The organism is Crenobacter intestini (assembly GCF_004919095.1).
GTDB classification, from domain to species: domain Bacteria; phylum Pseudomonadota; class Gammaproteobacteria; order Burkholderiales; family Chromobacteriaceae; genus Craterilacuibacter; species Craterilacuibacter intestini.
Genome location: NZ_STGJ01000009.1, coordinates 101,764 through 115,107 on the forward strand (window position 1 = coordinate 101,764; position 13,344 = coordinate 115,107).

Consider the following 13,344-nt stretch of genomic DNA (forward strand, 5'->3'; position numbering starts at 1 on the left):
TACCTGTACGAAAAGGAGGTCCGCCACGCCTGCGCTCAAAAAATGGAAAACCCGGTCGGCCGCAGGTGGGCGGCGGACCGGGTTGTGAAAACTGTGCACACCCGTTCGGACGCCGCGTCTAGCGGCGCCAGTTCAAGCTCGGAAGGCTGGATCGGCTGGGCATGGCGCTATCGTCTTCCCCGGCGTCCCTGCTTGTCAAGGCTCAGAAACGGCGGGTCAGGCCGGCCTTGAGCATGATGGTGGTCGAGATCTCCTCGATCGACTTGTGGGTGGTACTGATGAACGGGATGCCGTGCTGGCGGAACATCGACTCGGCCTCGTTCACCTCGTAGCGGCAGTTGTCCATGCTCGCGTAGCGCGAGTCGCGGCGCCGCTCGGTGCGGATGTTGTGCAGGCGCTGCGGGTCGATGGTCAGCCCGAAGATCTTCTGGCGGAACGGCAGCAGCATCTTGGGCAGGGTCGGGCAGTCCAGCTCTTCCGGGGTCAGCGGGTAGTTGGCCGCCTTGATCCCGTATTGCAGCGCAAGGTACAGGCAGGTCGGCGTCTTGCCCGAGCGCGACACGCCGACCAGGATCACGTCGGCCTCCTCGAGGTCCTTGAGCTTGACGCCGTCGTCGTGGTCGAGCGAGAAGTTCACCGCGGCCATCCGGTAGTCGTAACGCTCCTCGTTGACGAGGCCGTGCGTCTTGCCGACGAGCAGCGACGGTTTCTGCCCCAGTTCGTTTTCGATCTGCCCGATGAAGGTCTCGAAGAAGTCGATCGACAGCGCGCAATCGACCTTGAACACCGCCCGTATCGCCGGGTCGACGATGCTGGTGAACAGCAGCGGTCGGTGGTGGTCCGAACCCGCGCGCTCGCGGATGGTGGCGACGACTTCCTCGGCTTTCTCGACGGTGTCGACGTAGGGGATGGTCTCGCGCTTGAACTCCTGCTCGAACTGGGTCAGCAGGGTCGAGCCCATTGCCTCGGCGGTGATGCCGGTACGGTCGGACACGAAGAAGGCGGAGCGGCGGTGTGGCATGGGTTTCCCCCTATCTGGATCAATAAATGTCTGCTGCGGATTGCGCTATTATATCGCCGCCTTGCGCGGGGCCGGGTGTTTGCCGCGTCATGCAGCATTCATATTGCGGTGCAAAACCTTACGCAATGCACCGAGTATTCGTATAGAATCGCGCAACCGAAATTCGTCCAATCCACACAGGAAGAGATAGTGATGGCTGACAGCTACGTCATCTGGTTCGAGAAGCTGCGTATGACCGACGTCGAAGAGGTGGGCGGCAAGAACGCTTCCCTCGGCGAGATGATCAGTCAACTCGCGGGTTCCGGAGTCCGCGTCCCCGGCGGTTTCGCCACCACGGCCGAGGCCTACCGTGACTTTCTGAACCACAACGGCCTGGCCGACCGCATCAATGCGAAGCTGAACCAGCTGGACATCGATGACGTGACCGAGCTGGCCCGCGTCGGCAAGGAAATCCGTCAGTGGATCATCGACACGCCGTTCCCGGAGAAGCTCGACCAGGACATCGCCCAGGCGTGGGCCAAGATGGTCGACGACGCCGGCGGTGCCGACATCTCGGTCGCCGTGCGTTCCTCCGCCACGGCCGAAGACCTGCCGGACGCCTCGTTCGCCGGCCAGCAGGAAACCTTCCTCAACATCCGCGGCCTCGACAACGTCAAGGACGCGATGAAGCATGTGTTCGCGTCGCTGTATAACGACCGTGCGATCTCCTACCGCGTGCACAAGGGCTTCGCCCACGACGTGGTCGCGCTGTCCGCCGGCGTGCAGCGCATGGTGCGCTCCGACATCGGCGCTTCCGGCGTGATGTTCACCATCGACACCGAGTCGGGCTTCGAAGACGTGGTGTTCATCACCGCCTCCTACGGCCTCGGCGAGACCGTGGTGCAAGGCGCGGTGAACCCGGACGAATTCTACGTACACAAGCCGACGCTGGATGCCGGCCGCCCGGCCATCCTGCGCAAGACCATGGGCTCCAAGCTGATCAAGATGGAGTTCACCGACGCGTCGCAAGCCGGCCGCTCGGTGCGCACGCTGGACGTCGAGCCCGAACTGCGCAAGCAGTTCTCGATCTCGGAAGCCGAGATCGAGGAGCTGGCGCGCTACGCCCAGATCATCGAGAAGCACTACCAGCGTCCGATGGACATCGAGTGGGGCCGCGACGGCGTCGACGGCAAGCTCTACATCCTGCAGGCGCGTCCCGAGACCGTGAAGTCGCAGGAAAACCGCGTCGACACGCTGCGCCGCTACCGCCTGAACAGCAAGTCCGCCGTGCTGGCCGAAGGCCGCGCGATCGGCCAGAAGATCGGCCAGGGCGTGGTGCGCATGATCAGGGACGCGTCCGAGATGGACCGCGTGAAGGCCGGCGACGTGCTGGTCACCGACATGACCGACCCGGATTGGGAACCGGTGATGAAGCGCGCGGCTGCGATCGTGACCAACCGCGGCGGCCGTACCTGCCACGCGGCGATCATCGCGCGCGAACTGGGCATCCCGGCCGTGGTCGGCTGCGGCGACGCGACCGACGTGCTGCGTGACGGCATGGAAGTGACCGTTTCCTGCGCCGAAGGCGACGCCGGCCTGATCTACGAAGGCCTGCTCGACGTCGAAGTGATCGACCTCAAGCTCGACTCGATGCCGAAGAGCCCGGTCAAGATCATGATGAACGTCGGCAACCCGGAACTCGCGTTCGACTTCGCGCAGCTGCCGAACGAAGGCGTGGGTCTCGCCCGCATGGAATTCGTGATCAACCGCCAGATCGGCATCCACCCGAAGGCGCTGCTCGAATTTGACAGCCTGTCGGCCGACCTGAAGGCGACCATCAGCGACCGCATCGCCGGCTACGCGAGTCCGGTCGACTTCTACGTCGACAAGATCGCCGAAGGCGTGTCGACGCTGGCCGCGGCCTTCTCGCCGAAGAAGGTCATCGTACGCATGTCCGACTTCAAGTCGAACGAGTACGCGAACCTGATCGGCGGCAGCCTGTACGAGCCGCACGAAGAGAACCCGATGATCGGCTTCCGCGGCGCCGCGCGCTACGTCGCCGACAGCTTCCGCGACTGCTTCGAGCTCGAGTGCCGTGCGATCAAGCATGTGCGCGACGTGATGGGCCTGACCAACGTCGAGGTGATGATCCCGTTCGTGCGTACCGTCGCCGAAGCGCGCGCGGTGGTCGACATCCTGGCCGGCTTCGGCCTCAAGCGCGGCGAAAACGGCCTGCGCCTGATCATGATGTGCGAACTGCCGTCCAACGCGGTGCTCGCCGAGCAGTTCCTCGAGTACTTCGACGGCTTCTCGATTGGCTCGAACGACATGACCCAGCTGACCCTCGGCGTCGACCGCGACTCCGGCGGCCCGATCGCCACGACCTTCGACGAGCGCAACGACGCGGTCAAGGCGATGCTTTCGATGGCCATCAGCGCCTGCCGCAAGCAGGGCAAGTACGTCGGTATCTGTGGCCAGGGCCCGTCCGACCACCCCGACTTCGCCAAGTGGCTGGTGGAAGAGGGCATCGAGACCGTGTCGCTGAACCCGGACACCGTGGTCGAGACCTGGCTGTACCTTGCCAAGGAACTGAACGCGTAAGCGTTTGCTGCCTTCGCGTCCCGAACCGCCCGGCTTGCTGGGCGGTTTTGTTTTGTCTGCGCGAGATGTGAAAGAGCCTGCTCGCTTAAGTTTTCTTTAAGGTGGCTCGGGCCTAATGCGTGCATCGAAAGCCAACGCACAAGGACAACCCGCATGAAAAAAGCCGCCATCGCCGCCCTGTTTGCCGCACTTGCTCCGCTCGCCGCCTACGCCGCCTACCAGGGGCCGGGCAGCGCGCCTGCCGTGCGCACCATCACCCAGGCCCAGTCCGCCGGCGACGACGCCGCCTTCCTGCTCGAAGGGCGCCTCACGAAGAAGCTCGGCCACGAGCGCTACCTGTTTGCCGACCAGAGCGGCGAGGGCGAGGTCGAGATCGACGACAAGCGCCTGCCCGGCGTCGCCTTCGACGACAAGGTCCGCGTGCGCCTGAGCGGCAAGGTCGACAAGGCGTGGTACGGGGCGCGAGAAGTCGAGGTCAAGCGCGTCGAACTGCTCGACTGAGGCAGGCAGTCCGCCAGAGTCGGCCTATAACGTAGGTCGAAGTTCTACCCTTTATCCATATTGAAGAACAGGAGCATTCCATGTCTGCCAAGAAGACTGTCCTCGCGCTGGCCCTCGCCCTCACCGTCGGTACACCGCTGATCGCCCAGGCCGGCTACACCGGCCCCGGCGCGCAGCCGCCCGCCAAGATGAGCGCGCAAGAGGCGATCAAGGCGGCCGACGACACGGCGGTGGTGCTCGAAGGCCATATCGTCCGTCACCTGGGCAAGGATCGTTACCTGTTCCGTGACGCCAGCGGCGAGATCACGGTCGAGATCGACCACAAGCACATGCCCAAGGCCAACTTCGATGCCAAGCAGCGCGTGCGCCTGAGCGGCGAGGTCGACCGCGAACTGGCCGGGCAGGACGAAGTCGACGTCAAGCAGGTCGAGTTACTGAAATAAGGCGGCGCGAGCCGGACGCGAAAAACCCGCAGCGTGCTGCGGGTTTTTTGTGCGCGCACCCACCGCTGCGTAAGTTAGACGGCGTATGCTATCAGGTGGCAAAATGCCATGAGCAAAATGTCTGGTGGTTTGTATGCTTCCCTACCTTGCGCTGATCCTTGCGATGCTGCTGTGGGCCAGTTCCTTCATTGCGCTGAAATACGTGTTCGCCGTGTTCGACCCGGTCGCCGTGCTGTTCGCCCGCATGCTGATCGCCACCGTCTGCGTGCTGCCGCTGATCCGGCTGACCGGCGCGCGCGGCCACTACCGAAAGGGGGACTGGAAGTGGCTTCTGGCGCTGGGGCTGGCCGAGCCTTGCCTCTATTTCCTGTTCGAGGCGCAGGCGCTGATGCTCACCAGCGCGTCTCAGGCGGCGATCCTCACCGCGACGCTGCCGATGCTGGTCGCGGTCGGCGCGATGCTGTTCCTCGGCGAGCGGCAATCGGCGCGCATGTGGGCGGGGATGGCAGTGTCGATGGCCGGTGTAGTCTGGCTGACCGCCGGGGCAGGTGAGAGCGCATCCGCGCCCAACCCGGTGCTCGGCAACCTGCTGCAGTTCCTGGCGATGGTGTGCGGGGCCGCCTACATGCTGGTCGCCAAGCGCCTGTCCGGCCGCTACTCGCCGCTGTTGCTCACCTGCGTGCAGTCGGTGACCGGCAGTCTGTGGTTCGGCGCCGCCATGTTCACGCCGTGGGTCGAATGGCCGACCGTGTTCCCGCTGTGGCCGAGCTTCTGGGTGGTGTATCTGGGCGCCGGCATCACGCTGGGCTCGTACGGGCTCTACACCTGGGCGGTGTGTCGGGTGCCGGTTGCGCAGGCGGCGATGTTCACCAACCTGATCCCGGTGTTCGCGGTGCTGCTGGCGTGGGCCATCCTCGGCGAGACGCTGAATGCCGCGCAGTGGTTCGCCTGCGTGCTGGTGTTCGCAGGGGTGTGGCTGAGCCAGCGCCAAAACGAAGCCGCGCCGAGCGCGGCCGCGCAGGCCGGCTGAGGGGCTAGCCACCCTTGCCGCGCGGCGTCACGCGGGGCAGGGCTGCCTGCCCGCGGGCGGCGCTGCACGGTGTCTTCTCCCGCTGGCCGGTGGGTTACGGCCTGTGGCCTAACCCACCCTACGCCCTGCACGATGTCTTCTCCCGCTGGCTGGTGGGTTACGGCCTGCGGCCTAACCTACCCTACGGTGCGGGCGGGAGAGGGGCGGGTGAGGGTCAGGCCAGCGCCTTCATGATCTCGCGCACCTTGGCGACGCGCGCGGCGACATCGGCGAGCTTCACCTCGCAGCGCAGCTTGTCGGGGCCGGCCATCTTGTAGCCCTTGCCGCTTTGCATCAGCGCAATGATCTTGATCGGGTCGACGTCGGGTTTCTTGACGAAACTCAGCTGCACCACGCTGTCGCTCGCCTCCAGCTTGGCGACGCCGAGGGCCTTGGCCATCAGGCGCAGCTGGTGGCTCTCGATCAGCGTCTTCACGGCTTGCGGCGGCAGGCCGAAGCGGTCGATCAGCTCCTCGTGCATGGCGTCGATCTCGTCGCTGCTCTCGCAGGTGGCGAGCCGCTTGTAGAGTACCAGCCGCTCGTGCACGTCCGGGCAGTACGCCTCGGGCAGCAGCGCCGGGCTGTACAGGTTGACTTCGGTAGTCACCCCCAGCGGCTGGTCGAGGTCGGGTTCGCGCCCTTTCTTGAGCGCGCGCACCGCCTGCTTGAGCATCTCGGTGTAGAGGCCGAAGCCGACTTCCTGCATTTCTCCCGACTGGCCCTCGCCCAGCACTTCGCCGGCGCCGCGGATCTCCAGGTCGTGCATCGCCAGATAAAAACCCGCGCCCAGCTCCTCGGAGAGCTGGATCGCCTCCAGCCGCTTTTGCGCGTCGCGCGTCATGCCGTCCGGCGTGAGCAAATAGGCGTAGGCCTGGTGGTGGCTGCGCCCGACCCGGCCACGCAACTGGTGCAGCTGGGCGAGGCCGAAGCGGTCGGCGCGGTTGATCAGGATGGTGTTGGCGTTCGGGATGTCGATGCCGGTCTCGATGATGGTCGAGCACAGCAGGAGGTTGTAGCGCTGCTGCATGAAGTCGCGCATCACCTGCTCGAGTTCGCGCTCGGGCATCTGGCCGTGGGCGACGCCGATGCGTGCCTCGGGCAACAGTTCGGCGAGCTTGTCCCGCATATTGGGGATGGTGTCGACCTCGTTGTGCAGGAAGAACACCTGGCCGCCGCGCTTGAGTTCGCGCAGCACCGCCTCACGGATCACCCCGTCGCGCAAGGGGCTGACGAAGGTCTTCACCGACAGCCGGCGGCTGGGGGCGGTGGCGATCACGGAAAAGTCACGCAGGCCTTCCAGCGCCATCGACAGCGTGCGCGGGATCGGCGTCGCGGTCAGCGTCAGCACGTCGACGTTGGCGCGCAGCCGCTTGAGCTGCTCCTTCTGGCGCACGCCGAAGCGGTGCTCCTCGTCGATGATGACGAGGCCGAGGTTCTTGAAGTGCACGTCCGGCTGCACCAGCTTGTGGGTGCCGATCACGATGTCGACCGAGCCGTCGGCGAGCCCCTTGAGCGCCGCCGTCGTCGCCTTCGAGGTGTTGAAGCGCGACAGGCTGGCGATCTTCACCGGCCAGTCGGCGAAGCGGTCGGCGAAGCTTTGCGCGTGCTGTTCGGCCAGAAGCGTGGTCGGCACCAGCACCGCCACCTGCTTGCCGCCCATCACCGCGACGAAGGCGGCCCTGAGCGCGACTTCGGTCTTGCCGAAGCCGACGTCGCCGCACACCAGGCGGTCCATCGGCTTGCCCGAGGTCATGTCGGCGATCACCGCCTCGATGGCGCTGGCCTGGTCGGCCGTCTCCTCGAAGCCGAAGCCCTCGGCGAACGCCTCGTAGTCGTGGTGGCTCATGGTGAAGGCGTGCCCCTCGCGCAGCGCGCGCTGCGCGTAGAGGTTGAGAAGCTCCGCAGCGGTGTCGCGCGCCTTCTCGGCGGCCTTCTTGCGCGCCTTCTCCCACGCCGGGTTGCCCAGGCGGTGCAGGTGTACCTCGTCGGCGGCGGCGCCTGCGTAGCGCGAGATCATCGCCAGTTGTTCGACCGGCACGTAGAGCACCGCGCCGTCGGCGTACTCCAGCTGCATCAGCTCGGTCTCGCCCAGGCCCAGGTCCAGCGTGACGAGGCCCATGTAGCGGCCGATGCCGTGCGCCTCGTGCACCACCGGGTCGCCGACCTTCACCTCGGCCAGGTCGCGCAACATACTGTCCGAGCTGGCGACGCGCTTGCGCCGGCGCGTGCCGGCGCGCGCGACGTGACGGTAGAGTTCGGACTCGGTGATGACGACCAGTGCAGGGTCGAGTTGCGCGTAGCCCGACCACAGGGGGCCGACCGACAGCGCGACCTTCATGTCGCCCGACACAAACGCCGCCCAGTTGTCGACCGTCTGGGTGCGGATGCCGTTGTCGGCGAGGAAGGCCTGCATGGTCTCGCGCCGGCCCAGGCTCTCGGCGAGCAGCAGCACGCGCGCGTCGGTGGCGGCCAAATAGTCGGCCAGCTTTTGCAGCGGCGCGTCGGCGCGGCGCTCGACGGCCAGGTCGGGCAGCGCGGCAAACGGCAGCGCCTCACCCGTGTCGCCCGTCTCGAAGCGCGGCAAGGGCTTCACCAAACCCATCAACTCGTCGGCGCGCAAGAAGAGCGCGGTGGGCGGCAGCAGCGGCCGCTCCGGGTCGCCCAGGCCCATCCGGTAGCGGCTCTCCACTTCGCGCCAGAACTCTTCGGCGGCGCCTATCGCGTCGCCCAGCAGCACCACGGTGGGCGCCGTGCGGAAGTAGTCGATCAGCGTCGCCGTCTCGTCGAAGAACAGCGGCAGGTAGTACTCGATGCCGGCCGGCCAGCTGCTGGCGGACACGTCGCGGTAGATGCGGCTGCGGCTGGGGTCGCCCTCCATCCGCTCGCGCCAGTGCTGGCGAAAGGCGGTGACGCCGGCCTCGTCGGCCGGGTACTCGCGCGCCGGCAGCATGCGCACTTCGGGCACGGTGTCCTGCGTGCGCTGGCTGTCCGGGTCGAAGGTGCGGATCGATTCGATCTCGTCGTCGAACAAATCGACCCGGAACGGCAGCGTGCTGCCCATCGGGTAGAGGTCGACCAGCCCGCCGCGGATCGAGAATTCGCCGGGCACCATCACCTGCGTCACGTGCTGGTAGCCGCCGGTGACGAGGTCGGCGCGCAGCGCGTCGACGTCGAGGGACTGGCCGGTCTTGAGGAAGAAGGTGCGCGCGGCGAGGAAGGACGGCGGCGGCAGCTTCCCCTGCGCGGTCGCCACCGGCGCGATCACCACGTCGCACGCGTTTTGGCGGATTTGCCACAGCGTGAGCAGGCGTTCGGACACCAGGTCGGCGTGCGGCGAGAAGTGGTCGTACGGCAGCGTCTCCCAGTCCGGCAGCAGCGCGACGCGCAGGGCCGGACGGAAGAAGGCGATCTCGGTCTTCAGCCTTTGCGCGGCTTGCGCGCTGGCGGCCAGCACCAGCAGGGGCGTGTCGCCGCCCGCCTGTGCGGCGAGCCAGGCGGCGTCGGCACCGGCCGGCGGGGTGACGAGACGGGTTTTCTGGCCGGCGATGGGCCACGGCAGGGAGGCAGGTAATGACATTGCGCTACAAGGTCGGGGTTAAGCCGTTATTATAAGCGCGTCACCGCGCAAAGACGCGGGCCGCGACGCCTGCAGGCCAGGCACCGCCAACAGCAAGAGGGATGAGGGTAACCATGCAGTGGAGTCCGGCTATCTGGCCGATCACGGCCGAGCCGTTTGTTGCGGGCAGCTTGCCCGACCTGTTCGCGCAGGGCGTACTGATTTCGCCACTGTGGTTCATGCATGCCGCACTGGTGCTGTGGTGGGTGTCCCGCTTGCGGGGCGACGCCGGTGCGCCGCTGTTGGCCTCGCGGGCGTTCTGGGGCGGGCTTGCGCTGTTCACGGCGGTCTTGCTGCCCTTGGGGGTGCCTGTGGCCGCCCGGTGGGGCACCTCGCTGTTGTTGTGCGCGGGCGCGCTGCAGCTGATGCGTGGCGCGCTCCGCGAGGCACCGTCGACGGGCGGCCGCCTGCTGCTGTTCCTGTTGCGCCTGACGGTGTTGCCGGCCTTGTTCGCGCTTGTGCCGTGGGTGCTCGCCGGCGACTGGGGCGGGGCGGCCGTCACGACGCTGCCCGCGCTGTGGCTGGCGGTGGCGACCTTGCTTGCCTGCGCCGGCGCGGCGCTCTGGCAGCACAGGCCCGGCTGGCCGGCGGCCTGCGAACTTGTGCTGGTGCTGGGCGTGCAGGGCCTGCTCTGGTTCGGTTACGGCCACGCACAGGCCTCGCAGGTCCCGCTCGAACTTTGCTATGCGCCGCTCTACCTGTGGGCGGCCGGCCGTTTCGGCATGGCCGGGCCGCTTGCCGTGTACGCGGGGGCGTGGACGCTGGCGTGGCTGGGGCACCCCCAGCCCGTAGCCACGGCAGACGCCTTGAGCGGCGCCTTGCTCAGCGCGGTGAGCGTGACGGCCGCGCTGATGCTCTCGCTCGCGAGCGCGCGGCTGCGCCGGCAGGAGCAGGCGCTGCGCGACAGCCACGCCCGCTTCGAGGCGCTGATCAACCAGAGCCCGAACATCATGGCGATCAAGGACCTGGACGGGCGCTACCTGCTGGCCAACCAGGCGTGCGCGTCGCTGCTGGGCGTGCCGCAAGCGGCGGTGATCGGCCGGCGCTCCGGCGATTTCCTGCCCCCCGCGCTGGCCGGGCAACTGGAAGCGCTCGCCGGCCGGGTCCGTGCGAGCCGTGAGGTCTGCCAGCAGGAAGAGCAGGTGGTGCTGGGCGAGGAGGCTAGCACCTGGCTTGCGACGATGTTCCCGCTGTTCGACAGCGGCGGCCGGCTGTCGGGGGTCGGCACCATCGCGTCCGACGTCACGGACATCAAGCGGGACGAACAGGCGCGCGGCGAGATGATCGACCAGTACCGTGCCGTGGTCGAGCAGTCCCTGGTCGGCATCTTCATCCAGCAGGACGGCCGCATCGTCTACCTGAACCCGACGCTGGCCGAGATGGGCGGCTACCGGGTCGAGGAGCTGGCCGGTGTCATGCTTTACGACTACCTGATGCCGGAGGAGGTCGAGCGGATCGCGCGGCAGATCCAGTTGCGCAAGGAGCAGAAGGTCAAGGTGATGCGTTTCTCGACCCGCCTGCGCCACAGGAATGGCTCGGCGGTCGACATCGAGGTGCATAGCCGGCTGATCGAGTACCGCGGCGAGCCGGCGTTCATCGGCGTCGCGATCGACGTGTCCGACCGCGTGTCGGCGCAGACCGAGTTGAGACTGGCGGCCAAGGTATTCGAGAACTCGACCGAGGGCATCCTGATCACCGACGCCACCGGCTGCATCATCACCGTCAACCAGGCGTTCACCCGCATCACCGGCTACCGCTACGAGGAAGCGGCCGGGCGCGTGTCGCGGATGTTCCGCGGCGTGGACGGTGGCGGCGCGCTGCTGGCCGAGCTGTCGCGCACCGGTTTCTGGAGCGGCGAGATGTACGACAAGCGCAAGGATGGCGAGTGGTACCCAGCCGAGCTGACCCTCTCCGCGGTGCGCGAGGCGGACGGCGCCATCAGCAACTACGTCGGCGTGTTCACCGACATCACCGAGCGCAAGCTGGCCGAAGAGCGGCTGCACTTCCTGGCCAACCACGACCCGCTGACCGGCCTTCCCAACCGCAGCCACCTGATCGGCCACCTCGACAACGCGCTGGCCGGCGGCAGCGCCGACGACGAGTTCCGCCTCGCGCTGATGTTCATCGACCTTGACCGCTTCAAGCTGATCAACGACTCGTTCGGCCACCAGGCAGGCGACGGCCTGTTGACCGAGATCTCCGCGCGGCTGACCCGCATCTGTGGCCGTTACGGCATGGTCGCGCGGCTGGGCGGCGACGAGTTCACGCTGATCGTCGAGGACTACCGCAGCCGTGAGCAGCTCTGTGCGATCGCCGACGAGGTGCTTGCCGAACTGGCGAAGCCGCTGCTCCTGGAAACCCAGGAGCTGTTCGTCACCGCCAGCATCGGCGTCAGCGTGTACCCAGGCGACGGCATCGACGCGCGCACCCTGCTCAAGAACGCCGACGTCGCGATGTACCGTGCCAAGGAGCAGGGCAAGAACACCTTCCAGTTCTTCAACGCCGACATGAATTCGCAGACGGTCGAGCGGCTGCTGCTGGAGAACGCGCTCAGGCAGGCGCTGGAAAAGGGCGAGTTCGAGCTGCATTACCAGCCGCAGCTCTCACCTCTACGCGGCGAGTTGCTCGGTGTCGAGACGCTGATCCGCTGGCGCCACCCGCAGCTTGGGCTGGTGTCGCCGGTGCGTTTCATCCCGCTGGCCGAGGAGACCGGGCTGATCAAGCAGATCGGCGCCTGGGTGTTGCGCGAGGCCTGCCTGCAGATGGCCCGCTGGGACGCGCAAGGCGTGCATGTGCCAAGGGTCGCGGTCAACCTGTCGGCGCGACAGTTCGAGCAGGCCGACCTCGTGTCCATGATCGACGGCGCGCTGGAGGCGGCCGGCATCGACGCGAGCCGCCTCGAGGTCGAACTGACCGAGAGCCTGCTGATGCAAAAGCCGGAGGAGGCGGTGCTGGTGCTGCGCCAGCTCAAGGCGCTGGGCGTCACCCTCGCGCTCGACGACTTCGGCACCGGCTACTCGTCGCTGTCCATGCTCAAGCGTTTCCCGCTGGACACGCTGAAGATCGACCGCTCCTTCGTCGAAGGGCTGCCCGGCGACGACGACAGCGTGGCCATCGCGCAAGCCATCGTCGCGATGGCGCGCAAGCTGCGCTATACCGTGGTCGCCGAGGGCGTGGAGACGGCAGCGCAGAGCGCCTTCCTGCGCGACAACGGCTGCAACGCGCTGCAGGGCTATTTGTTCAGCCGTCCGCTGCCGGCGGCAGAGCTGCCCGCCTGCATCGACCGGCTCGCCGTGGCGGCGCAGCGCGAGGCGGAGGTAGAATACGCGGCCTTATGAATAGCGACGGGAATCCCAAGGTGAGCAACCGCAAACTCATACACGGCTTTCACGCGGCCAACGCCCGCCTGTGGCAGAACCCGAAGAGCCTGATCGAGATCTACCTGGCCGGCGGCCGCCACGACGCGCGCGCGCAGGCCGTGCTCGACAAGGCCGCGGCCGAAGGCATCAAGCTGCACATTGTCGACAAGGCCCGGCTGGACAGCATGACCGGCGGCGCACGCCACCAGGGGGTCGCCGCGGTGATCGATGCCTCGCGCAGCCACGTGACGCTGGACGACGTGCTGGAAAACCTGGCCGAGCCGCCCTTGTTGCTGATCCTCGACGGCGTGACCGACCCGCACAACCTCGGCGCCTGCCTGCGCGTGGCCGACGCGATGGGCGCGCACGCGGTGATCGCGCCGAAGGACCGCTCGGCCGGCATCAACGCCACCGTCTCCAAGGTCGCCTGCGGCGCGGCCGAGGTGGTGCCCTATATCACGGTGACCAACCTCGCGCGCACCCTGCGCGACTTGAAGGACAGCGGCGTGTGGATCGCCGGCACCACCATGGAGGCCGACACCGACCTCTACCACTTCGACGCGGCAGGCCCGCTCGCGTGGGTGATGGGGGCCGAGGGCGAGGGCATGCGCCGGCTGACCCGCGAACATTGCGACGTGCTGGTGTCGATCCCGATGTTCGGCACGGTCGAGAGCCTGAACGTGTCGGTGTCTGCCGGCATGGTGCTGTCCGAGAGCCGCCGCCAGCGCACGCTGGCCGGCCGCTGATTTCTTACG

The 13,344-nt window shown here is 67.2% G+C and carries 8 protein-coding genes; 6 read left to right on the forward strand and 2 right to left on the reverse strand.

The annotated features are described in order from the left end of the window. Positions 1-202 precede the first annotated feature (202 nt). Positions 203-1,021 (reverse strand): posphoenolpyruvate synthetase regulatory kinase/phosphorylase PpsR, encoded by an 819-nt coding sequence (gene ppsR / locus E5K04_RS09395; protein WP_136553370.1) that lies wholly within the window; start codon positions 1,019-1,021, stop codon positions 203-205. A 192-nt stretch (positions 1,022-1,213) separates the two neighbouring features. Here ppsR and ppsA point away from each other — a divergent pair, with 192 nt between their 5' ends. From ppsA to E5K04_RS09415, 4 genes are all read left to right on the forward strand, one after another. After that, positions 1,214-3,601, forward strand: coding sequence for a phosphoenolpyruvate synthase (gene ppsA / locus E5K04_RS09400; RefSeq protein ID WP_136553372.1), 2,388 nt, complete (start codon positions 1,214-1,216; stop codon positions 3,599-3,601). Between the two features lie 153 nt (positions 3,602-3,754). Next, positions 3,755-4,102, forward strand: coding sequence for a YgiW/YdeI family stress tolerance OB fold protein (locus E5K04_RS09405; RefSeq protein WP_136553374.1), 348 nt, complete (start codon positions 3,755-3,757; stop codon positions 4,100-4,102). An 80-nt stretch (positions 4,103-4,182) separates the two neighbouring features. After that, positions 4,183-4,545 (forward strand): YgiW/YdeI family stress tolerance OB fold protein, encoded by a 363-nt coding sequence (locus E5K04_RS09410; RefSeq protein WP_136553377.1) that lies wholly within the window; start codon positions 4,183-4,185, stop codon positions 4,543-4,545. A 133-nt stretch (positions 4,546-4,678) separates the two neighbouring features. Further along, positions 4,679-5,575, forward strand: coding sequence for a DMT family transporter (locus tag E5K04_RS09415; RefSeq protein WP_136553379.1), 897 nt, complete (start codon positions 4,679-4,681; stop codon positions 5,573-5,575). Between the two features lie 214 nt (positions 5,576-5,789). Here the strand turns inward: E5K04_RS09415 and mfd are convergent, their stop codons facing one another. Further along, positions 5,790-9,191, reverse strand: coding sequence for a transcription-repair coupling factor (gene mfd, locus E5K04_RS09420; RefSeq protein WP_136553381.1), 3,402 nt, complete (start codon positions 9,189-9,191; stop codon positions 5,790-5,792). Between the two features lie 113 nt (positions 9,192-9,304). On the opposite strand from mfd, the gene E5K04_RS09425 reads away from it, so the two are divergent. Together E5K04_RS09425 and rlmB are read left to right on the forward strand one after the other, a co-directional pair. Next, positions 9,305-12,568, forward strand: coding sequence for an EAL domain-containing protein (locus tag E5K04_RS09425; protein ID WP_235844322.1), 3,264 nt, complete (start codon positions 9,305-9,307; stop codon positions 12,566-12,568). Positions 12,569-12,588: 20 nt separating this feature from the next. Further along, complete coding sequence (gene rlmB / locus E5K04_RS09430; protein WP_136553384.1) at positions 12,589-13,335, forward strand: 23S rRNA (guanosine(2251)-2'-O)-methyltransferase RlmB; 747 nt, start codon at positions 12,589-12,591, stop codon at positions 13,333-13,335. The last annotated feature ends 9 nt before the right edge of the window (positions 13,336-13,344 follow it).

Excerpts from the sequence above, each read along its gene's own strand:
- mfd (WP_136553381.1), bottom strand. The coding sequence starts at position 9,191 with ATGTCATTACCTGCCTCCCTGCCGTGGCCCATCGCCGGCCAGAAAACC.
- ppsA (WP_136553372.1), top strand. The coding sequence starts at position 1,214 with ATGGCTGACAGCTACGTCATCTGGTTCGAGAAGCTGCGTATGACCGAC.
- E5K04_RS09415 (WP_136553379.1), top strand. The coding sequence starts at position 4,679 with ATGCTTCCCTACCTTGCGCTGATCCTTGCGATGCTGCTGTGGGCCAGT.
- E5K04_RS09410 (WP_136553377.1), top strand. The coding sequence starts at position 4,183 with ATGTCTGCCAAGAAGACTGTCCTCGCGCTGGCCCTCGCCCTCACCGTC.
- E5K04_RS09405 (WP_136553374.1), top strand. The coding sequence starts at position 3,755 with ATGAAAAAAGCCGCCATCGCCGCCCTGTTTGCCGCACTTGCTCCGCTC.
- E5K04_RS09425 (WP_235844322.1), top strand. The coding sequence starts at position 9,305 with ATGCAGTGGAGTCCGGCTATCTGGCCGATCACGGCCGAGCCGTTTGTT.
- ppsR (WP_136553370.1), bottom strand. The coding sequence starts at position 1,021 with ATGCCACACCGCCGCTCCGCCTTCTTCGTGTCCGACCGTACCGGCATC.